General features: G+C 39.4%; 17 protein-coding genes. 12 read left to right on the top strand and 5 right to left on the bottom strand.

From position 1 onward, the window contains the following. Window positions 1–74: 74 nt before the first annotated feature. Window positions 75–815: an amino acid ABC transporter ATP-binding protein gene (locus O3616_RS00460; protein WP_049487447.1), complete on the bottom strand. Its 741-nt coding sequence runs from the start codon at window positions 813–815 to the stop codon at window positions 75–77. Further along, window positions 815–2,380 carry an ABC transporter substrate-binding protein/permease gene (locus O3616_RS00455; protein ID WP_371637798.1) on the bottom strand — a complete coding sequence of 522 codons (1,566 nt, stop codon included), beginning with the start codon at window positions 2,378–2,380 and terminating at the stop codon, window positions 815–817. The genes O3616_RS00460 and O3616_RS00455 overlap by 1 nt, the downstream gene beginning before the upstream one ends. Window positions 2,381–2,518: 138 nt before the next feature. On the opposite strand from O3616_RS00455, the gene O3616_RS00450 reads away from it, so the two are divergent. Both O3616_RS00450 and O3616_RS00445 read left to right on the top strand, forming a co-directional pair. Beyond that, the gene (locus O3616_RS00450) at window positions 2,519–4,408 is read left to right on the top strand and encodes a DUF2207 domain-containing protein (RefSeq protein WP_371637797.1); all 1,890 of its coding nucleotides are present in this window, start codon (window positions 2,519–2,521) and stop codon (window positions 4,406–4,408) included. Between the two features lie 61 nt (window positions 4,409–4,469). Then, window positions 4,470–5,315 (top strand): undecaprenyl-diphosphate phosphatase, encoded by an 846-nt coding sequence (locus tag O3616_RS00445; RefSeq protein WP_049552291.1) that lies wholly within the window; start codon window positions 4,470–4,472, stop codon window positions 5,313–5,315. A 32-nt stretch (window positions 5,316–5,347) separates the two neighbouring features. On the opposite strand, the gene dinB is transcribed toward O3616_RS00445, so the two are convergent. Continuing rightward, the gene (gene dinB / locus O3616_RS00440) at window positions 5,348–6,409 is read right to left on the bottom strand and encodes a DNA polymerase IV (protein ID WP_371637796.1); all 1,062 of its coding nucleotides are present in this window, start codon (window positions 6,407–6,409) and stop codon (window positions 5,348–5,350) included. A gap of 238 nt (window positions 6,410–6,647) precedes the next feature. Here dinB and pflB point away from each other — a divergent pair, with 238 nt between their 5' ends. Both pflB and O3616_RS00430 read left to right on the top strand, forming a co-directional pair. Next, the gene (pflB, locus tag O3616_RS00435) at window positions 6,648–8,972 is read left to right on the top strand and encodes a formate C-acetyltransferase (protein WP_000260631.1); all 2,325 of its coding nucleotides are present in this window, start codon (window positions 6,648–6,650) and stop codon (window positions 8,970–8,972) included. Window positions 8,973–9,323: 351 nt separating this feature from the next. Further along, the gene (locus O3616_RS00430; RefSeq protein ID WP_371637795.1) at window positions 9,324–11,429 is read left to right on the top strand and encodes an AAA family ATPase; all 2,106 of its coding nucleotides are present in this window, start codon (window positions 9,324–9,326) and stop codon (window positions 11,427–11,429) included. A gap of 58 nt (window positions 11,430–11,487) precedes the next feature. Here the strand turns inward: O3616_RS00430 and O3616_RS00425 are convergent, their stop codons facing one another. Next, window positions 11,488–11,970 carry an S-ribosylhomocysteine lyase gene (locus O3616_RS00425; RefSeq protein WP_371637794.1) on the bottom strand — a complete coding sequence of 161 codons (483 nt, stop codon included), beginning with the start codon at window positions 11,968–11,970 and terminating at the stop codon, window positions 11,488–11,490. 95 nt (window positions 11,971–12,065) lie between these two features. Continuing rightward, entirely contained in the window at window positions 12,066–13,550 is a 1,485-nt protein-coding gene (locus tag O3616_RS00420; RefSeq protein WP_371637793.1) for a DUF1846 domain-containing protein, read from the bottom strand. A 152-nt stretch (window positions 13,551–13,702) separates the two neighbouring features. On the opposite strand from O3616_RS00420, the gene O3616_RS00415 reads away from it, so the two are divergent. The 8 genes from O3616_RS00415 to O3616_RS00380 all read left to right on the top strand — a co-directional run bounded on the left by O3616_RS00415 (window position 13,703) and on the right by O3616_RS00380 (window position 23,468). Further along, entirely contained in the window at window positions 13,703–15,310 is a 1,608-nt protein-coding gene (locus tag O3616_RS00415; protein ID WP_371637792.1) for an alpha-glucosidase, read from the top strand. A gap of 195 nt (window positions 15,311–15,505) precedes the next feature. Then, a complete protein-coding gene (locus O3616_RS00410) occupies window positions 15,506–17,464 on the top strand; it encodes a peptide ABC transporter substrate-binding protein (protein WP_371637791.1) in 1,959 nt (652 codons plus the stop codon). 239 nt (window positions 17,465–17,703) lie between these two features. Beyond that, window positions 17,704–19,149, top strand: coding sequence for an LCP family protein (locus tag O3616_RS00405; RefSeq protein ID WP_042751698.1), 1,446 nt, complete (start codon window positions 17,704–17,706; stop codon window positions 19,147–19,149). A 1-nt stretch (window position 19,150) separates the two neighbouring features. Continuing rightward, window positions 19,151–19,882, top strand: a complete 732-nt coding sequence (gene cps4B, locus O3616_RS00400; RefSeq protein ID WP_020901547.1) for a capsular polysaccharide biosynthesis protein Cps4B — start codon at window positions 19,151–19,153, stop codon at window positions 19,880–19,882. An 8-nt stretch (window positions 19,883–19,890) separates the two neighbouring features. Beyond that, entirely contained in the window at window positions 19,891–20,583 is a 693-nt protein-coding gene (cpsC, locus tag O3616_RS00395; protein ID WP_049487463.1) for a capsular polysaccharide biosynthesis protein CpsC, read from the top strand. Window positions 20,584–20,592: 9 nt separating this feature from the next. Next, window positions 20,593–21,276, top strand: coding sequence for a tyrosine-protein kinase (locus tag O3616_RS00390; protein WP_020901549.1), 684 nt, complete (start codon window positions 20,593–20,595; stop codon window positions 21,274–21,276). A 34-nt stretch (window positions 21,277–21,310) separates the two neighbouring features. Beyond that, entirely contained in the window at window positions 21,311–22,678 is a 1,368-nt protein-coding gene (locus tag O3616_RS00385; protein WP_049552119.1) for a sugar transferase, read from the top strand. A 4-nt stretch (window positions 22,679–22,682) separates the two neighbouring features. Then, the gene (locus tag O3616_RS00380; RefSeq protein ID WP_371637919.1) at window positions 22,683–23,468 is read left to right on the top strand and encodes a phosphorylcholine transferase LicD; all 786 of its coding nucleotides are present in this window, start codon (window positions 22,683–22,685) and stop codon (window positions 23,466–23,468) included. Window positions 23,469–23,474: the final 6 nt, after the last annotated feature.

Genomic DNA, 23,474 nt, shown 5'->3' with positions numbered 1-23,474 from the left:
GATTCTTGAATAAGGTCTGCCTTTTCATTTTTTGGCTAGTAAAAAGACTGCACGGTTGATGCAGCCTTTTCTTTTTATTTGAGATAACGTTGAAGGAATTCTTTTGTACGCTCTTCTTTAGGATTGGTGAAGAGGTCTTCTGGTTTGCCTTCTTCAGCAATCACGCCCTTATCCATAAAGATAACACGGTGAGAGACATCACGGGCAAATTCCATCTCGTGGGTTACAACAATCATAGTCAAGCCTTCCTGAGCTAAATCCTGCATGATTTTGAGGACTTCTCCAACCATTTCTGGATCGAGAGCTGATGTTGGTTCATCAAAGAGAATAGCGTCAGGATTCATTGAAAGGGCACGAGCGATGGCCACACGTTGTTTTTGACCACCTGAGAGTTGTTTTGGCTTGGCTTGCCAATAGCGTTCTCCCATGCCGACTTTTTCTAGGTTTTCTTTGGCAATCTTTTCAGCTTCTGCACGTTCGCGTTTAAGGACAGTTGTCTGAGCGACGATTGTATTTTCAAGCACGTTGAGATTTTCAAAGAGGTTAAAGGATTGGAAAACCATTCCCAGCTTTTCACGGTATTGAGTGAGGTCATAGCCTTTTTCGAGGACGTTTTGTCCATGATAAAGGATTTGACCATCAGTTGGTGTTTCAAGGAGGTTAATGGAGCGTAGGAAGGTTGATTTCCCGCTTCCAGAGCTTCCGATGATAGAGATGACCTCTCCCTTGTGGACAGTGAGAGAAATATCTTTTAGCACTTCGTTTTGTCCATAGGATTTTTTGAGGTGTTTAATTTCAAGGATTGCTTGTGTCATTATTTCAAATCCTCCGTTTGCATTTGGTTAGCACCTGTAGTATAGGTATCCATGTCCATTCGGCGCTCGATGAAGCGTAGGATACGTGTTACGGTGAAGGTGAGGACAAAGTAAATCACTGCGATGATTGTAAATGTCTGGAAGTATTGATAGGTTTGCGTCGCCACGGTATTTCCTGAGAAATAAAGTTCGACAACAGAGATAACGTTCAATACAGATGTATCTTTGATATTGATAACAAATTCATTACCAGTAGCAGGCAGAATATTACGGACAACCTGAGGTAGGACAATCTTACGCATGGTTTGATTATGGGTCATACCAAGAGCAGTTGCAGCTTCAAACTGTCCTTTGTCAACTGCTAGGATACCACCACGGACGATTTCAGTCATGTAGGCACCGGTGTTGATCGAAACGATGAAGATAGCAGCTAGTGTACGGTCAAGGTTGATACCGAAAGCTTGGGCAGTTCCATAGTAGATAACCATCGATTGAACGATCATTGGGGTACCACGGAAAATTTCAATGTAGACATTGAGAATCCAGCCGACTAGTTTTTGTAAGCCATAAATGGCTTTATTCTCAGATAGAGGAGCAGTACGGAAGACACCAATAGCGAGACCAATAATGAGACCTGTGATGGTTCCGACGATAGAAATCAAAAGAGTGACACCAGCCCCACGCAAGAGTTGTTGCCAGTTTTCAGAAAGAATTTTAGCGACTTGGCTAAAGAAGCTACTGCTAGTCTCTTCAGTTGTTGTAGCTTCGGCAGGTTGTTCCTTGATCATACGATCCATCAAGGCAACTTGGTCGTCTTTTGAAATGGTTTCAATGCTAGCATTGATTTGGCTAATACGATTGTCATCTTTACGAAGTCCGATGGCAATAGCTGTATCTTCTTCCCCAGTTTTGAAACCTGGCTCTACTTGAACCATCTTGAACTTAGAGTTCGCAGCTTCGGCAGTCAGTGCTTCAGGGCGCTCAGAAACATAGGCATCGATGACACCGGCCTCAAGAGCTTGACGCATTTGAGCGAAGTCTCCCATGGCTGTTTCTTTTTTAGCACCCGGGATTTGTGTAATCAAGTCGTAGAGGTAGACACCTTGTTGAGAAGTGATTTTCGCACCATTAAAGTCATCCAAAGATTTGGCGTTTGCATAGGCAGAATCTTTTTTGACTAGTAGAACAGGTTCGCTAGTGTAGTAGCTGCTTGAAAAGGCAATTTCTTGTTTGCGTTCTGCAGTTGGACTCATACCTGCGATAATCATATCGATCTTACCAGAAGTAAGGGCAGGGACTAGACCTTCCCACTTGGTTTTAACAACCAAAGGTTCTTTACCTAAGTCCTTAGCGATTTTCTTGGCGATTTGAACATCGTATCCGTTGGCATACTGGTTGGTCCCATCGATTTTGACAGCTCCATTGCTATCATCGTCCTGAGTCCAGTTAAAGGGGGCATATGCTGCTTCCATCCCGATGCGTAAATATTCATCAGCTTGAGCAACATTGACAAGTCCTAGCATCAGCAAGAGACTTGTGAAAATAGATAAGTATATTTTTCTCATGATTTCTCCTATTTCTAATCTATTAAAAAATAACTGTCTCCTATTTTATCGAAAAAAACTCTATTTTTCAATATAGGTAAGCCCTTACTTGTGAAAAAATGATATAATGATAGCAAAGATAAAAAGGGGGCTTAGTTGATGAAAAAAACTTTTTTCTTACTGGTGTTAGGCTTGTTTTACCTTTTGCCATTCTCTGTTTTTGCCATTGATTTCAAGATAAACTCTTATCAAGGGGATTTGTATATTCATGCAGACAATACAGCAGAATTTAGACAGAAGATAGTTTACCAGTTTGAGGAGGACTTTAAGGGCCAAATCGTGGGACTTGGACGTGCGGGCAAGATGCCTAGTGGATTTGACATTGATCCTCATCCAACGGTTCAGGCCGCTAAAAATGGTGCTGAACTGACAGATGTTACGAGCGAAGTGATAGAAGGAGCAGATGGTTATACTGTTAAAGTTTATAATCCAGGTCAAGATGGCGACATAGTTGAAGTTGACCTCACCTGGAATTTAAAAAATTTGCTTTTTCTATATGATGACATCGCTGAATTAAATTGGCAACCTCTGACAGATAGTTCAGGAGCTATTGGAAAGTTTGAATTTCATGTAAGGGGAGACAAGGGGGCTGAAAAACTCTTTTTCCATACAGGGAAACTTTTTAGAGAGGGAACGGTTGAAAAGAGTAACCTTGATTATACTATCCGTTTAGACAATCTTCCGCCTAAGCGTGGAGTTGAATTGCATGCCTATTGGCCTCGAACTGATTTTGCTAGCGCTAGGGATCAGGGATTGAAAGGGAATCGTTTAGAGGAGTTTAATAAGATAGAAGACTCGATTGTTAAAGAAAAAGAGCAAAGTAAACAACTCGTTACCTGGGTCTTCCCTTTGATACTTTCTATCTCCTTGTTATTAAGTGTCTGTTTCTATTTTATTTATAGAAGAAAGACCACTCCTTCGGTCAAATATGCAAAAAATCATCGTATCTATGAACCACCAATGGAATTAGAGCCTATGGTTTTATCAGAAGCAGTCTACTCGACCTCCTTGGAGGAAGTGAGTCCTCTAACAAAAGGAGCAGGTAAATTTACCTTTGATCAACTTATTCAAGCTACCTTGCTAGATGTGATAGACCGTGGAAATGTCTCTATCATTTCAGAAGGAGATGCAGTTGGTTTGAGGCTAGTAAAAGAAGATGGTTTGTCAAGCTTTGAGAAAGACTGTCTAAATCTGGCTTTTTCAGGCAAAAAAGAAGAAACTCTTTCCAATTTGTTTGCGGATTACAAGGTATCTGATAGTCTTTATCGTAGAGCAAAAGTCTCTGATGAAAAACGGATTCAAGCAAGAGGGCTTCAACTCAAATCTTCTTTTGAAGAAGTATTGAAAGAGATGCAAGAAGGAGTGAAAAATCGGGTTACTTTCTGGGGGCTCCCAGATTATTATCGTCCTTTAACTGGTGGGGAAAAGGCCTTGCAAGTGGGTATGGGGGTCTTGGCTATCTTGCCCCTATTTATCGGATTTGGTTTGTTCTTGTACAGTTTGGATGTTTATGGCTATCTTTACATCCCCTTGTCAATACTTGGTTTTCTAGGTTTGGTTTTGGCTGTTTTCTATTATTGGAAGCTTCGATTAGATAATCGTGATGGTGTCCTAAATGAAGCAGGAGCAGAAGTATACTATCTCTGGACCAGTTTTGAAAATACGTTGCGTGAGATTGCACGATTGGATCAGGCTGAATTGGAAAGTATTGTGGTCTGGAATCGCCTCTTGGTCTATGCGACCTTATTTGGCTATGCAGACAAGGTCAGTCATTTGATGAAGGTTCATCGGATTCAAGTGGAAAATCCAGATATCAACCTTTATGTAGATTATGGCTGGCACGGTATGTTTTATCATTCAACAGCGCAAATGAGCCATTATGCCAGCATCGCAAACACAGCAAGTACCTATTCCGTATCTTCTGGAAATGGAAGTTCTGGCGGTGGCTTCTCCGGAGGTGGAGGCGGTGGCAGTATCGGTGCCTTTTAAAGAGAACTGTCACAGACTAAAAAAATATGCTATAATGGAAGATAGAAAAAAGGAGTAATCTATGTATCTTATTGAAATTTTAAAATCTATCTTCTTCGGTATTGTTGAAGGAATTACGGAATGGCTGCCGATTTCAAGTACAGGTCACTTGATTTTAGCAGAGGAATTTATCCAATACCAAAATCAAAATGAAGTCTTTATGTCCATGTTTAATGTCGTGATTCAGCTTGGTGCGATTTTGGCGGTTATGGTGATTTACTTTAATAAGCTCAATCCCTTTAAACCGGGTAAAGACAAGCAGGAAGTTCGTCGAACTTGGCAACTGTGGTCTAAAGTTCTTGTAGCTACTTTACCTTTGCTTGCTGTATTTAAGTTTGATGATTGGTTTGATACTCACTTCCATAATATGGTTTCAGTTGCTCTCATGTTGATTATCTATGGGATTGCCTTTATCTATTTGGAAAAGCGCAATAAAGTGCGTGCTATCGAGCCAAGTGTAACAGAGTTGGACAAGCTTCCTTATACGACAGCCTTCTATATCGGCCTCTTCCAAGTTCTTGCCCTTTTACCTGGAACAAGTCGTTCTGGGGCAACGATTGTCGGTGGTTTGTTAAATGGAACGAGTCGTTCTGTTGTGACAGAATTTACCTTCTATTTAGGGATTCCTGTTATGTTTGGAGCTAGTGCATTAAAGATTTTCAAATTTGTAAAAGCAGGACAACTCTTGAACTTTGGGCAATTGTTCTTGCTCTTGGTTGCGATGGGAGTAGCTTTTGCAGTCAGCATGGTGGCTATTCGCTTTTTGACCAGCTATGTGAAAAAACACGACTTTACCCTTTTCGGTAAATACCGTATTGTACTCGGTAGCGTCTTGCTACTGTATAGCTTTGTCCGTTTATTTGTATAAGAAAAACCTTGAAGGGCTAACTCTTCAAGGTTTTAAAATCCAGTCACGGTAATCCCCAGCAGGCGGACACCTCTTTCTTTCTCGCTTAATTCTTCATAGAGTTGCAGGGCTATTTGGCTTATCTGACTAGCATCCTGTGTTCTTTGAGTCAGACTTTTTCGTTTAGTAAGAGTTGAAAAGTCCTCGTAGCGGATTTTCAAAATGACAATTTTTCCAGCTTTTTCTTGCTGATTGAGATTGAGAGCGACTCTTTCTGATAGGAGAGTCAGCTCTTTTTTGATGTCTTCCTCGGCACGGAGAATCTTCCCATAGGTTTTCTCCTTACCGATTGATTTACGGATGCGATTGGATTTGACTGGGGAATTGTGGATACCTCGAGCCTTTCGATATAGGTCATAGCCCAGTCTTCCAAAACGGTCTATTAGGGTCATTTCAGGAACTTCAAGTAGATCAGCGCCAGTAAAAACACCCATTTGATGCAGCCGTTCTACCGTCTTTTTTCCTACTCCATGAAACTTGGAAATATCCATTTGTTTGAGAAAGTCCTCAGCCTGGTTAGGTAGAATCACTGTCAAACCATGTGGTTTTTGATAATCGCTAGCCATTTTAGCTAAGAATTTATTGTAGGAAACACCGGCAGAAGCAGTCAGATGGAGTTCTTGCCAGATATCTTTTTGAATGAGGCGAGCAATTTTGACCGCTGACTTGATACCGAGTTTATTTTCTGTCACATCCAAATAGGCTTCGTCAATGCTCATGGGTTCAATCAAATCTGTATAGCGCTTAAAAATAGTTCGAATTTGGAGTCCCACAGATTTGTATTTCTCATAATTCCCTGAGATAAAGACAGCCTGGGGGCAACGCTCATAAGCTTCCTTGGAACTCATGGCAGAATGGACACCAAAAGCTCTTGCCTCATAGCTACAGGTAGAAACGACTCCCCGTCCACCTGTTTGCCGAGGGTCGCTTCCAATAATGACAGGTTTTCCTCTGAGTTTAGGATTATCCCTGATTTCTACCGCAGCAAAAAAGGCATCCATGTCAATATGGATGATTTTTCTTGACAAATCATTTAATAAGGGGAAAATCAACATGCCTAGCACCTTTTTTACAGCTTATTTTCTTTTATTATACCCTTTTTTCTGAAAAAAAGAAAAAAGGACTTCGTTTTTTCAAAAATATAATACAGTTTGAGGAAAAATATAGACTGTTTTAGAAAAGAAAGTGTAAAAACAGGGATTTTTAGCTTGTTGAAATCGGTTACTGTATGGTATACTTGTCTCATGAATGTAACAGATGACTGTTACTAGAAAGAAAAAAGAGGACATTAACATGGTTGTTAAGACAGTTGTTGAAGCACAAGATATTTTTGATAAAGCTTGGGAAGGCTTCAAAGGCGTAGATTGGAAAGAAAAAGCAAGTGTATCACGCTTCGTACAAGCTAACTATACACCTTACGATGGAGACGAAAGCTTCCTTGCAGGACCAACAGAACGTTCACTTCACATCAAAAAAATTGTAGAAGAAACTAAGGCACACTACGAAGAAACTCGTTTCCCAATGGACACTCGTCCAACATCTATCGCTGATATCCCAGCAGGATTTATCGATAAAGAAAACGAAGTTATCTTCGGTATCCAAAACGATGAACTCTTCAAATTGAACTTCATGCCAAAAGGTGGTATCCGTATGGCTGAAACTACTTTGAAAGAAAATGGATACGAACCAGATCCAGCTGTTCACGAAATCTTCACTAAATACGTAACAACAGTTAACGACGGTATCTTCCGCGCTTACACTTCAAACATCCGTCGCGCTCGTCACGCTCACACTGTAACTGGTCTTCCAGATGCATACTCTCGTGGACGTATCATCGGTGTTTACGCACGTCTTGCTCTTTACGGTGCAGACTACTTGATGCAAGAAAAAGTAAACGACTGGAATGCAATCGAAGAAATCGATGAAGAAACAATCCGTCTTCGTGAAGAAATCAACCTTCAATACCAAGCATTGCAACAAGTTGTTCGCTTGGGCGACCTTTACGGAGTTGACGTTCGCAAACCAGCGATGAACGTTAAAGAAGCTATCCAATGGGTTAACATCGCCTTCATGTCTGTCTGCCGTGTTATCAACGGTGCTGCTACATCTCTAGGACGTGTACCAATCGTTTTGGACATCTTTGCAGAACGTGACCTTGCTCGTGGTACATTTACTGAATCAGAAATCCAAGAATTCGTTGATGATTTCGTTATGAAACTTCGTACAGTTAAATTTGCTCGTACTAAAGCTTACGACCAATTGTACTCAGGTGACCCAACCTTCATCACAACTTCTATGGCTGGTATGGGTAACGACGGTCGTCACCGTGTTACTAAGATGGACTACCGTTTCTTGAACACTCTTGACAATATCGGTAACTCTCCAGAACCAAACTTGACAGTTCTTTGGACTGATAAATTGCCATACAACTTCCGTCGCTACTGTATGCACATGAGCCACAAACACTCTTCTATCCAATACGAAGGTGTAACAACAATGGCTAAAGACGGATATGGTGAAATGAGCTGTATCTCATGCTGTGTGTCTCCACTTGATCCAGAAAATGAAGAACAACGCCACAACATCCAGTACTTCGGTGCTCGTGTAAACGTATTGAAAGCTCTTCTTACTGGTTTGAACGGTGGTTATGACGATGTTCATAAAGACTACAAAGTATTTGACATCGAACCAATCCGTGACGAAGTTCTTGAATTTGAATCAGTTAAAGCTAACTTTGAAAAATCTCTTGACTGGTTGACTGACACTTACGTAGATGCTTTGAACATCATCCACTACATGACTGATAAGTACAACTACGAAGCTGTTCAAATGGCCTTCTTGCCAACTAAACAACGTGCAAACATGGGATTCGGTATCTGTGGATTTGCTAACACTGTTGATACATTGTCAGCTATCAAATACGCTACAGTTAAACCAATCCGTGACGAAAATGGCTACATCTACGATTACGAAACAATTGGTGAATACCCACGTTGGGGTGAAGATGACCCACGTTCAAACGAATTGGCAGAATGGTTGATCGAAGCTTACACAACTCGTCTACGTAGCCACAAACTTTATAAAGATGCGGAAGCTACAGTTTCACTTTTGACTATCACATCTAACGTTGCTTACTCTAAACAAACTGGTAACTCACCAGTCCACAAAGGTGTATACCTCAACGAAGATGGTTCTGTGAACTTGTCTAAACTTGAATTCTTCTCACCAGGTGCTAACCCATCTAACAAAGCTAAAGGTGGATGGTTGCAAAACTTGAACTCACTTTCTAGCCTTGACTTTAGTTATGCAGCTGATGGTATCTCATTGACTACACAAGTATCACCTCGTGCTCTTGGTAAGACTCGTGACGAACAAGTTGATAACTTGGTAACAATCCTTGATGGTTACTTTGAAAATGGTGGACAACACGTTAACTTGAACGTTATGGACTTGAACGATGTTTACGAAAAGATCATGTCAGGTGAAGACGTTATCGTACGTATCTCTGGATACTGTGTAAACACTAAATACCTCACTCCAGAACAAAAAACTGAATTGACACAACGTGTCTTCCACGAAGTTCTTTCAATGGATGATGCCTTGGATGCATTGAGCTAAGATTATATAAAATAATACAAAGAAGGACTAGTTAAAAGCTAGTTCTTCTTTTTGTAAAATTTATTGGTCAATTAAAGTCAAATACCTTGACCTTTTCTGACTAATGTGGTATATTATGAACGTAAGGTAAATGAAAGCCTTGCGTGAACACTTATTTAAAGTAAAATAGAAAGAGGTGGGGTCTATGTTTAATCTAGAAATCTTTAGAAGTAAAGATAGTCTACTCCTGCTTGAAAAAGAAAAACCAGAAATAGTACGTAGAGTAGCGATTTAGCCAGTCTAAATTTTTTAAAACAAAGGTTAAAGATAGTCAATGTCAGTAATAATAAATAACAAAAAGAGGTAAAGAATATGAACAACAACTTTAATAACTTTAACAACATGGATGATTTATTTAACCAATTGATGGGTGGCATGCGAGGATATAGTTCTGAAAACCGTCGCTACTTGATTAATGGACGTGAAGTGACACCTGAGGAATTTGCTCATTATCGTGCAACTGGTCAATTGCCAGGAAATGCAGAAACTGATGGAAAAATGCCACAACAGGCTTCAGGTATGAAACAAGATGGTGTCCTTGCTAAACTCGGTCGTAACTTGACAGCAGAAGCGCGTGAAGGCAAGCTGGATCCTGTTATCGGACGAAACAAGGAAATTCAAGAAACTTCTGAAATCCTCTCACGCCGTACCAAGAATAATCCTGTTTTGGTCGGAGATGCAGGTGTTGGTAAAACAGCCGTTGTCGAAGGTCTAGCACAAGCCATTGTGAACGGAGATGTTCCAGCTGCTATTAAGAACAAGGAAATCATTTCCATTGATATCTCAGGTCTTGAGGCTGGTACTCAATACCGTGGTAGCTTTGAAGAAAACGTTCAAAACCTAGTCAATGAGGTCAAAGAAGCGGGAAATATCATTCTCTTCTTTGATGAAATTCACCAAATCCTCGGTGCTGGTAGCACAGGTGATGGTCAAGGGTCTAAAGGTCTTGCGGATATTCTCAAGCCAGCTCTTTCACGGGGAGAATTGACAGTGATTGGCGCAACTACTCAAGATGAATACCGTAATACTATCTTGAAGAATGCAGCTCTTGCTCGTCGTTTCAACGAAGTCAAGGTAAATGCTCCTTCAGCAGAGGATGCTTTTAAAATTCTTCAAGGAATTCGTGACCTCTATCAACAACACCACAATGTCATCTTGCCAGACGAAGTTTTGAAAGCAGCGGTGGATTATTCTGTTCAATATATTCCACAACGTAGCTTGCCAGATAAGGCTATCGACCTTGTCGATGTTACGGCGGCTCACTTGGCAGCTCAGCATCCAGTAACAGATGTTCATGCTGTTGAACGTGAAATTGAGGCAGAAAAAGACAAGCAAGAAAAAGCAGTTGAGGCAGAAGATTTTGAAGCAGCTCTAAATTATAAAACACGCATCGCAGAATTGGAAAAGAAAATCGAAAACCATACAGAAGATATGAAAGTGACTGCAAGTGTCAACGATGTGGCTGAATCTGTAGAACGTATGACGGGTATTCCAGTATCTCAAATGGGGGCTACGGACATCGAACGTTTGAAAGATATGGGTCATCGTTTGCGGACAAAAGTTATTGGTCAAGATAAGGCCGTTGCAGCAGTAGCAAAAGCTATCCGTCGTAACCGTGCTGGTTTTGATGAAGGAAATCGCCCAATCGGTAGCTTCCTCTTTGTAGGTCCTACTGGTGTTGGTAAGACTGAGTTGGCTAAACAATTGGCTCTTGATATGTTCGGAACGAAAGATGCTATCATCCGTTTGGACATGTCAGAATACAGCGACCGCACAGCCGTATCTAAATTGATTGGTACAACTGCAGGTTATGTTGGTTACGATGACAACAACAATACCTTGACAGAACGCGTCCGTCGCAATCCATACTCAATCGTCCTTCTCGACGAAATTGAAAAGGCTGACCCTCAAGTCATCACCCTTCTCCTTCAAGTTTTGGACGATGGTCGTTTGACAGATGGTCAAGGTAACACTGTCAACTTCAAGAATACGGTGATTATCGCAACTTCAAACGCAGGCTTTGGTTACGAAGCTAACTTGACAGAAGATGCTGATAAACCAGAATTGATGGATCGTTTGAAACCTTACTTCCGTCCAGAATTCCTTAACCGTTTCAATGCTGTCATCGAATTCTCACACTTGAGCAAAGAAGATCTTTCTAAGATTGTGGACTTGATGTTGGTTGAAGTTAACAAGACGCTTTCTAAGAAAGACATTGACTTGGCAGTGAGCGAAGCTGCTAAAGAATACATGACTGAAGAAGGATATGATGAAGTTATGGGTGTTCGTCCACTCCGTCGTGTGGTTGAACAACAAATCCGAGATAAAGTGACAGATTTCCACTTGGATAATCTTGATGCTAAACACCTAGAAGCTGACATGGAAGATGGTGTTTTGGTCATTCGTGAAAAAGCCTAAATCAAGATTTTGAAAATAAAAAAAGGAACCAGTTCAAAAGCTGGTTTCTTTTTTATTATTAGATGACATGGCGCTCAAAGGCATCGTCTGAAATCCCTTGTTCTAAGATGAGTTTAGCCCATTCTTTAGCAGAAAAGAGGCTGTGATCCTTGTAGTTACCGCAAGATTCGATGGTTGTTCCTGGGACATCGTCCCAAGTAGTGGTTTCAGCTATTTCCTTGAGGGAATCTTTTATAACAGCCGCAATCTCAGCGCTAGTGTGCTGTCCCCACATAATCATGTGAAAACCAGTACGACAACCAAACGGTGAGCAATCAATCATACCGTCGATTCGTGTACGGATGAGTTTTGCCAAGAGATGCTCAATAGTGTGAAGGCCGGCGGTAGGGATAGAGTCTTCGTTTGGTTGTACCAAGCGAATATCATAATTGGAGATGATGTCTCCCTTTGGTCCTGTTTCTTCTCCAATCAAGCGAACATAGGGTGCTTTAACAATAGTGTGGTCAAGTTCAAAACTTTCAACAATAACTTCTTTTGTCATAGTAGTTCCTTTCAGTTTTCTTCTTTACATTATAACATAAAGCTGACTCTTGAGACAGAGAGAAAACCTCTCCAAAATAGGAGAGGTTCGAATCGTTATTTACGATACAAGCGGTCGTATTGGTAGTAAGGGTCAAAGGTTACGTTGATACCCAGTTTACGAAGGACATTCTTGTCTTCATCTGTCAAGATGATAGTTGAGTGGGCTTCGCTTCCTTTGAGGTTGCCAAGTTCTTCCATAGCACGAGCAGCATCAGGATTTTCTGTAGCTGTGATAGCAAGTGCAATCAGAATTTCATTTGAATGCAGGCGTGGATTGCGGCTACCCAGATGATCGATTTTAAGACCTTGGATTGGCTTAACAACTTCAGGCTCGATTAGTTTTACTTCTTTAGCAATGTCAGCTGATTTCTTGATGGCGTTGATGAGAGCAGCGGCTGTAGGGCCAAAGAGTTCTGAGTTCTTACCAGTGACGATTTCCCCATTTGGCAATTCAAGTGCTAGGGCTGGTCCGCCAGTTTCTTCTGCTTTTTGACGCGCAACGACAGCAACCTTACGGTCTGCAGGTGTGATGCCGAGGTCATTCATAAGCAACTCGATTTTCTTGACAGCAGCTTCGCCAACTTTTTCGGCTTTAAAATCAAGAACAGTTTGATAGTAACGGCGGATGATTTCTTGTTTAGAAGCTTCAACAGCAGCTTCATCATCTGTAATAGCGAAACCAACCATGTTGACACCCATGTCTGTCGGTGAAGCGTATGGAGATTCACCGAGGATACGTTCTAACATGCGCTTGAGCACTGGGAAAATCTCGATATCACGGTTGTAGTTGACAGTGGTTTCTCCATAGGTTTGAAGATGGAAAGGGTCAATCATGTTGACATCATCAAGGTCTGCTGTGGCAGCCTCGTAGGCTAAGTTGACTGGGTGATGAAGGGGAAGATTCCAAACGGGGAAGGTTTCAAACTTAGCGTAGCCAGACTTGATGCCATTGATTTGGTCGTGGTACATATTGGACATACAGGTTGCCAATTTTCCAGAACCAGGTCCAGGAGCGGTTACGACAATCAAGTTTCGACTGGTTTTGATGTAGTCGTTTTTCCCCATACCTTCTGGAGAAATGATGTGATCCATATCCGTCGGATATCCTTTGATTGGATAGTGAAGATAAGAATCAATTCCGTTTTTCTCAAGTTGGTTGCGGAAGGCATCTGCAGCTGGTTGACCAGCGTACTGTGTGATGACAACGGAGCCAACAAAAATTCCCAATTCATTGAATTTATCAATCAAACGAAGAACTTCTTGGTCATAAGAAATGCCCAAGTCACCACGTGCTTTGGAATGCTCGATGTTGCTAGCATTAATGGCAATTACAACCTCGACTTGCTCTTTCAATTCTTGCAAGAGCTTGATTTTGTTGTCAGGCTCATAACCAGGAAGAACGCGAGCAGCGTGGAAATCTTCTAACATTTTGCCACCAAACTCCAAGTAGAGCTTGCCGTCAAATTGGTTAATGCGCTCCAAAATGTGGTCGCGTTGTAGATTCAAATAGTTTTCAGAACTAAAAGCTTGTTTTTTCATTTTTTTACCTCTGACCTCTATTATAATAAAAAATTGGAAGTTAGGAAACTATGGAGTTAAAAAAGAAATCAAAAAGATTAGGCAAACGCTTGCACAAAAATTTAAAAAGCGCTATCATAGACTGTAGATTATTAAAATAATGAGGTAAGAAAATGCAAGAAAAATGGTGGCACAATGCCGTAGTCTATCAAGTCTATCCAAAGAGTTTTATGGATAGTAATGGAGATGGAATTGGCGATTTGCCAGGAATTACCAGTAAGTTAGACTATCTAGCAAAGTTAGGGATTACAGCGATTTGGCTTTCTCCAGTTTATGACAGTCCTATGGATGATAATGGATATGATATTGCTGATTATCAAGCGATTGCGGCTATTTTTGGGACCATGGAGGATATGGACCAACTGATCGTGGAAGCTAAGAAACGTGATATTCGTATCATCATGGACTTGGTGGTCAATCATACCTCAGATGAGCATGCCTGGTTTGTCGAGGCCTGTGAAAATCCCGACAGTCCTGAGCGAGACTACTATATTTGGCGGGATGAACCTAACGACCTAGATTCTATCTTTAGTGGCTCTGCTTGGGAATACGATGAAAAGTCAGATCAATACTATCTCCACTTTTTCAGCAAGAAACAGCCAGATCTTAACTGGGAAAATGAAAAACTTCGCCAGAAAATCTATGAGATGATGAACTTCTGGATTGATAAAGGCATTGGCGGTTTCCGTATGGATGTTATTGACATGATTGGCAAAATTCCTGACGAGAAAGTAGTCAATAATGGACCTATGCTTCATCCCTATCTCAAGGAGATGAATCAAGCGACCTTTGGAGATAAAGATCTCTTGACGGTGGGAGAAACTTGGGGGGCAACGCCAGAGATTGCCAAGCTCTACTCTGATCCAAAGGGTCAAGAATTGTCTATGGTCTTCCAGTTCGAACACATCGGTCTTCAGTATCAGGAAGGGCAACCTAAATGGCACTATCAAAAAGAGCTGAATATCGCTAAGTTAAAAGAAATCTTCAACAAATGGCAGACAGAGTTAGGAGTTGAGGATGGCTGGAATTCACTCTTCTGGAACAATCATGACCTCCCTCGTATCGTCTCAATCTGGGGAAATGACCAAGAATACCGCGAAAAATCTGCCAAAGCCTTTGCAATTTTACTTCATCTCATGAGAGGAACTCCTTATATCTACCAAGGTGAGGAAATTGGGATGACCAACTATCCGTTTGAAACACTGGATCAAGTAGAAGATATTGAATCCCTCAACTATGCGCGTGAGGCTCTTGAAAAAGGCGTTCCGATGGAAGAAATCATGGATAGTATCCGTGTCATTGGACGTGACAATGCCCGTACCCCTATGCAATGGGATGAGAGCAAAAACGCTGGTTTCTCAACAGGTCAACCTTGGTTGGCAGTTAATCCAAACTATCAAACAATCAACGTTCAAGAAGCACTAGGAAATCCAGAATCTATTTTCTATACCTATCAGAAACTGGTTCAAATCCGTAAGGAGAATAGCTGGCTGATTCGAGCTGACTTTGAATTGCTTGATACGGCTGACAAGGTTTTTGCCTATATCCGTAAAGATGGGGGGCGTCGATTCTTAGTTGTGGCTAACTTGTCCAATGAAGAACAAGACTTGACCGTAGAAGGAAACGTCAAATCTGTCTTGATTGAAAACACTGCGGCTCAAGAAGTTTTTGAAAAACAAATCTTAGCTCCATGGGATGCTTTCTGTGTGGAATTACTATAAACATTTTTTACAAAAAAATCTAAAAATGAAATCGTATAAAAACAAGGGAGGACTGTATGAAAGGCAGAAATCCTTTGTTTTTTTATGACTAAAGTTTATAAACTTTCATTCTCGAAATTCAATTAACTTTACAAATTCCTACTATTTTGGTAAAATAAGTTTATGTTATAAAAACTGACATAAAGGAGAAAGAAGATGAATACAAAAAAGCGTGTCCTTAGTGCAGGCCTGACTTTTGCGGTTGCTTTGCTTTTAGCTGCTTGCGGACAATCAGGTTCAGATACAAAAACTTACTCATCAACCTTTAGTGGAAATCCAACTACATTTAACTATTTATTAGACTACTACGCTGATAATACAGCTATCATTACTAACTTAGTTGATGGTTTGCTTGAAAATGATAATCATGGAAATCTAATTCCATCTTTGGCAGAAGACTGGTCTGTTTCAAGCGACGGTCTAACTTATACCTACAAATTGAGAAAAGATGCCAAATGGTTCACAGCTGACGGTGAAGAGTACGCCCCAGTCAAAGCACAAGATTTTGTGACAGGTATCAAGTACGCAGTGGATAATAAATCACAGGCCATTGACTTGATTCAAAACTCGATCAAGGGTTTGAATGATTATATTACAGGAGCGGATTCTGATTTCTCTAAGGTTGGGGTGAAGGCAATCGACGACCAGACTGTTGAGTATACTTTGGCACGTCCAGAGCCTTACTGGAATTCAAAAACAACCAATAGTATTCTTTTCCCGGTAAATGAAGAGTTTTTAAACTCAAAAGGGAAAGATTTTGGGACCCTATCTCCAGATAGCATTCTCTACAGCGGACCTTATTTGTTAAAAGATTTTACATCAAAATCATCTATCGAGTATGTGAAAAATCCGCATTACTATGATCATGACAAAGTATCAATTGAACACGTAAAATTGGCTTACTTTGATGGTTCAGACCAAGAATTGACCATCCGTAACTTTGAAAGTGGAGCCTACTCTATCGCTGGGGTTTATCCAAATAGTTCTAACTTTGCTAAGACCAAGGAGAAATATAAGGATAATATCATCTATAGCTTGCAGGACAAGACTTCTTGGTATTTCAATTTCAATGTCAATCGTAAGGCTTACAATCACACTGCTAAAACGACAGATGAGCAGAAGAAGTCAACTGAGACAGCTGTCTTGAACAAGAACTTCCGCCAAGCGGTGAACTTTGCCTTGGACCGCACAGCCTATTCTGCCCAGTCAAATGGGGAAGAAGCAGCTAGCAAGACTCTTCGTAACACCCTAGTGCCTCCAACATTTGTCCAAGTTGGAGACAAGACCTTTGGAGAAGTAGTCGCTTCTAAATTGGTTAACTATGGCACAGAATGGTCAGGTATGAACCTGGCAGATGCTCAGGATGCCTATTTCAACAAAGAAAAAGCCCAAGCAAAATTTGCGGAAGCTAAAAAAGAAATGGCAAGTCAAGGTGTGACTTTCCCAATTCACTTGGATGTTGCAGTTGATCAGACAAGTAAAAATGCTGTGACAGGTATGAACTCAGTTAAGCAGACCCTTGAGTCAATTTTAGGTGCTGATAACATTGTCATTGATGTTCAACAACTTTCAACAGATGATTTTAATAACGTAGCTTTCTTGGCACCAACGCCAGCTGATCGTGACTATGATTTGAACTTTGATGGCTGGGTAGGTGACTACCAAGATCCGTCAACTTATCTTAATCCTTTCAATGCTGAGGATGGATTCTACCTCAAGATTTTTGGTTTAGATGCTCAGGAAGATAAAGCTAAAATTGCTAGCTTGGGTCTTGATACCTACACCAAGATGCTCAAAGATGCAGATAGCGAAAATAAAGATGTAGCCAAACGTTATGAAAAATATGCTGAAGCACAGGCTTGGATGATTGACAATTCTCTGATTATGTCAGCTATGTCGAGCGGTGGAACAGCATCTGTAACCAAAGTAACGCCATTTACAAGAGGTTATTCACTAGTCGGCATCAAGGGCGACGGCAATAACTACAAGTACATGAAACTGCAAAAAGACACTGTGACTACCAAGCAGTATGAAGAAGCTAAGACCAAATGGGAGCAAGAAAGCAAAAAAGCAATCGAAAAAGCTCAAAAAGAAGCAGAAAATCATGTCAAATAGATGAACGAGGTTCCGTAAGGGACCTTGTTTGTTATATTTTTGATTCGTATTCCTCTGTCTATGAAACGAGAATGTCAAAATAGGAAGCGATAGATACTATACAGGTTATAAAAAAACAATTATTCCTTCGGAGTGCATTTAGAAGATGTATTGAAAACGCTGATAAAAAAAGGAATAAATGGAAATTATTTCATGATTGTGATATAATAATTCTGATAATCAACATATAGGGGAAAACTATGAATAAACGTTCAAAAAGAGCCCGTTCGGGTAAAGTTAAGCGGAGCATTAATATAGCTTTATTAACCATTTATGTATTATTGGGTGGTTTTTTGCTGTTCTTGATTTTTAGACATAATATATTGGCGTTTAGATACCTGAATGTTATGACGGCAGCTGTAGTGATTTTGGTCGCTTTAGCGAGTCTGCTTTTGATCATTTATAGAAAAGCAGAAAAGTTTACAATTTTCTTTTTAACACTAGCTATTTTAATGAGTTCAGTTTCTTTTTTTGCACTGCAACAATTTGTCGGCTTTACTAGTCATATCAATTCTACGTCAAATTACTCAGAATACTCAATGAGTGTTGTTGTTCTGAAAGATAGTGATGTTCATAATGTCACGCAATTAGATAGTGTTACAGGACCTACGGATACTGATAATGATAATATTCAAAAATTGATAGCTGATATCAAAACTAGTCAGAGCAAAGAATTGACGGTTGAACAAAGCACCTCATACCTTGCAGCTTATAAGAGCTTGGTATCAGGTGAAGCAAAAGCGATTGTCTTAAATAGCGTCTTTGAAAATATTATAGAATCTGAATACCCTGATTACGCATCAAAAATTAGGAAAATCTACACTAAAAATATCACCAAAGAAGTAGCTGCTCCTAAAGTTTCTAAGAACAAATCCTTCAATGTCTATGTGAGTGGTATTGACACTTACGGACCAATTAGTTCAGTTTCTCGTTCAGATGTCAACATTTTGATGACTGTTAATCAAGATTCAAAAAAAATTCTATTGACAACAACCCCTCGAGATTCTTATGTTCCGATTGCTGACGGCGGGAATAATCAAAAAGATAAGTTGACTCATGCAGGTATTTATGGAGTTGACTCCTCTATTCATACTTTGGAAAATCTTTATGGAGTTGATATTAATTACTATGTTCGTCTAAACTTCACTTCGTTCTTGAAATTGATTGACCTTTTAGGTGGTGTAGATGTATACAATGATCAGGAGTTTACATCTCGTCACGGGAAGTTCCACTTCCCAGTAGGAAATGTCCATTTAGATTCTGAACAAGCTCTTGGGTTTGTTCGTGAACGCTATTCGTTGGCTGATGGAGATCGTGACCGTGGTCGTAATCAACAAAAGGTTATTGTCGCAATTATTCAGAAATTAACTTCTACTGAAGCCTTAAAAAATTATAGTGATATTATTCAAGGTTTGCAAGATTCCCTTCAAACAAATATGCCGATCGAAACGATGATAGATTTGATTAATACTCAATTGGAGAGTGGTGGTAGTTATAAAGTCAACTCTCAAGACCTCAAAGGTACAGGTCGAATGGGACTTCCTTCTTATGCTATGCCAGATAGTAACCTCTATATGATGGAAATCGATGATAGTAGTTTAGCAACTGCTAAAAGTGCGATACAAGATGTGATGGAGGGAAGATGATATGATTGATATCCACTCTCACATTGTCTTTGATGTAGATGACGGGCCAAAGTCTATAGAAGATAGTAAAGCTCTTTTAATAGAAGCATATAATCAAGGAGTTCGGATGATTGTTTCGACTTCCCATCGTCGAAAAGGGATGTTTGAGACTCCAGAAGAAAAAATAGCGACGAATTTTTTAAAGGTTCGTGAGATTGCTAAAGAAGTGGCAGATGATTTGGTCATTGCTTACGGAGCAGAGATATACTATACTCCGGATGTTCTAGAAAAATTAGAAAACAAGCGCATTCCTACTCTCAATAACAGTCGTTATGCTTTGATTGAATTTAGTATGAATACACCCTATCGCGATATTCATAAAGGGTTAAGCAATATTTTGATGTTAGGGATTACCCCAGTGATTGCTCATATTGAACGTTATGATGCGTTGGAAAACAATGAAAAACGTGTTAGGGAACTGATTGATATGGGATGCTATACGCAAGTAAATAGTTCTCATGTTCTAAAACCTAAGCTCTTTGGTGAAACCTATAAATTTATGAAAAAGAGAGCCCAATATTTTTTGGAGAGAGACCTGGTTCATGTCATTGCAAGTGACATGCATAACTTAGATAGTAGACCTCCCTACATGGAGGATGCTCGTCAGATTATTTCTAAAAAGTATGGTAGAGACAAGGCGGAAGAGCTATTTGTAGAGAACCCTAGGAAAATTATAATGGATCAAATAATTTAGGAGAAAATATGAAAGAACAAAATACTATGGAAATCGATGTATTTCACCTGTTTAAAATTCTTTGGAAAAGAAAAATTCTAATTGCATTGGTAGCGATTGTAGCTGGAGCCTTAGCTTTTGCCTACAGTGCTTTTATCGTAAAACCGGAGTTCACTAGTACTACACGGATTTATGTAGTCAACCGTAATCAGGGAGATAAGCCTGGTTTGACAAACCAAGACTTGCAAGCTGGATCATACTTAGTTAAAGACTATCGTGAAATTATTTTGTCTCAAGATGTTTTGGAAAAAGTTACATCTAATTTGAAATTAGATCTATCACCAAAAGCTTTGGCTAGTAAAGTCAAGGTAACTGTACCAGTCGATACTCGTATCGTATCTATTTCCGTTAATGATAGAGTCCCTGAGGAAGCTAGTCGTATTGCTAACTCATTGAGAGAAGTAGCAGCTGAAAAGATTATCAGTATCACACGCGTTTCTGATGTCACAACACTTGAAGAAGCTCGTCCGGCTACAGCACCATCTTCTCCAAATATTCGTAGAAATACAATTATCGGGCTACTTGGAGGAACAGCATTTATGGTTATCGCTGTTCTTATCGTTGAACTGGTTGATACACGAGTGAAACGTCCAGAGGATATTGAAGATGTTATGCAAATTGCATTGTTGGGAGTTGTTCCAAATCTGGATAAATTGAAATAGGAGAGAGATATGCCGACATTAGAAATAGCACAGAAAAAATTAGATCTGGCCAAAAAAGCGGAAGAATACTATAATGCCTTGCGTACGAATATACAATTGAGTGGAAATAATTTACAAGTAATTTCTATCACTTCTGTAAAACCGGGTGAAGGAAAGTCAACGACTTCTACAAATATTGCTTGGGCATTCGCGCGTGCAGGTTACAAGACCCTGTTAGTAGATGCTGATATTCGTAATTCTGTCATGTCAGGTGTCTTCAAGTCACGTGAAAAAATTACTGGATTGACAGAATTTTTATCTGGAACAACAGACCTATCTCATGGTTTATGTGATACCAATGTTGAGAATCTATTTGTGGTTCAAGCTGGGTCTATCTCACCCAACCCAACTGCTTTATTGCAAAGTGAAAATTTTAGCACTATGATTGACACACTTCGCAAGTATTTTGATTATATTATTGTTGATACAGCGCCTATTGGTATCGTAATCGACGCAGCTATTATTACACAAAAATGTGATGCATCTGTTTTAGTTACTGCGGCAGGAGAAGCTAACAGAAAAGATGTTCAGAAGGCTAAAGGTCAATTGGAACAAACGAATAAACCATTTTTAGGAGTTGTATTAAATAAATTCAATACTTCAGCTGAGAAATATGGTTCTTACGGTGAGTATGGTTCTTACGGTAAAAAATAGGGGATAGAATAAGGGATAGACTAAGGAAGTAGTTATGGAAGAGAAAGGGATAAAAATATCTCTGGCAGTAATCCAGAGTTTTATAGTAGTGTTACTGGGGTATTCTCTTAGTTTTGTTAAAGAGACAGATATTCTTTCAACAACAATGATTGTCCTATATATTCTCCACTACATAGTATTTTATTTTAGCGATTACGGTCAAGATTTTTTTAGACGAGGGAGTTTGATTGAACTTGTTCGCTTGACAAAATATATCATTTTCTTTGCGTTGGCAATTAGTCTTTCTAATTTCTTTTTAGAAGAACGCTTTAGTATCTCTAGACGAGGCATGGTGTATTTCTTAACCTTACACTCGATTCTAATGTATCTAGTCAATATTTGTATCAAGTATTATTCGAAACGGGTATTTCCTAATTTGAAATGGAGTAAAAAACTATTCTTGATTACAGCAACATCTAGAGTTGAGAAAGTGATGGATAAATTACTTGATGCGGGTGATTTCTTTGGAGAACTGGTGGCAGTTAGTGTATTAGATAAACCTAATTTCCAACATGATACTATTACAGTCGTACCAGTCGAAGATATTTTAAATTTTGCAACTCACGAAGTTGTGGACGAAGTGTTTATCAATCTTCCTAGTGAAGAATATGATATTGGTGAATTTATTTCTCGTTTTGAAACGATGGGAATTGATGTAACGGTTAATCTAAATGCTTTTGACCATAATCTAGGGCGTGACAAAAAAATCCGTGGGATGGCTGGTCTAAATGTCATTACTTTTTCGACGAAATTTTATAAGAATAGTCATGTAATTGCTAAGCGTGTCATAGATATTATTGGTTCTATTTTTGGTTTAATGATTTGTGGTCTAGTTAGTATAGTTCTAGTTCCAGCTATTCGAAAAGATGGTGGACCTGCTATTTTTGCCCAGACTCGCATAGGAAAAAACGGCCGACATTTTACTTTTTATAAATTTAGATCAATGTGTATTGATGCTGAGGATAAAAAGAGAGAATTGTTGGAGAAAAATACCATGCAGGGTGGTATGTTTAAGATGGACAATGATCCTCGCATTACAAAAATTGGTCGCTTTATCCGTAAAACTAGCTTGGATGAACTTCCCCAGTTTTGGAATGTTCTGAAAGGAGATATGAGCCTAGTGGGAACAAGACCGCCAACAGTTGATGAATATGAGACATACACACCTGAACAAAAACGTCGATTGAGTTTTAAACCGGGTATCACTGGACTTTGGCAAGTTAGTGGTAGAAGTGAGATTAAGAATTTTGATGAAGTTGTTAAATTAGATGTAGCTTATATAGACGATTGGACAATTTGGAAAGACATTGAAATTTTACTAAAAACTATTAAAGTTGTACTTATGAGAGATGGAGCGAAGTGATTTTATGAATAAAGTGAGGGAAATTCAACTAGGAGAATTATCTTTATTGAAAAACTTTATTGCTATTTGTAGTAAACATGATTTAAGATATTATGCTTTGGGAGGAACATTGCTAGGAGCCATTCGTCATAAAGGATTTATTCCTTGGGATGATGATATGGATTTAGGGATGCCTCGAAAAGATTATGAAAAATTTTTATCTATTTGTAAAAAAGAACTTCCAGAACATGTTATTTTGAGACTTCATGATGACAATTTAGGTAATACCTCTATTATGGATACATCCTTACAAATTCCATTTGGAGATGAACTATGTAGTCCATTCATAGATATTTTTCCTTTGGATGGTTATCCAGATGATCGTTTTCATTATTTTATTCATACAAACAAAATCAAATTCTATCGTGCACTTTCTAAAATTTCGGTAATCGATCGTCTACATGACAGAGATCGGGGAAGTTTTGAAAATGCAATTGTGAGTATATCAAAAGTTTTGAAATTAAATAAACTTCTAAAAACAGCCACTATTAACAACAAATTACAAAATCTAATTAAACAATATGATTTTGAAACTAGTTCAATAGTAGGTAATGTATTAGGCTCTTACAGAGAATGTGAGCTTGCTAGAAAAGAAGTATTCGGTGAACCACAATTACTAGAGTTTGAGAACTTAGAAATAAGTTGCCATGCAAACCCAGATGAATATTTAACAAAAATATATGGTGATTACATGAAGTTACCAAAAGAAGCCGAGCGTAAGGGTCATTTTGAGTCTACATGGGGAGATTAATTTGAA

The organism is Streptococcus sp. 27098_8_86 (genome assembly GCF_041432595.1).
GTDB lineage: Bacteria > Bacillota > Bacilli > Lactobacillales > Streptococcaceae > Streptococcus > Streptococcus pneumoniae_F.
This window is presented reverse-complemented; position numbering and strand designations above follow the sequence as displayed.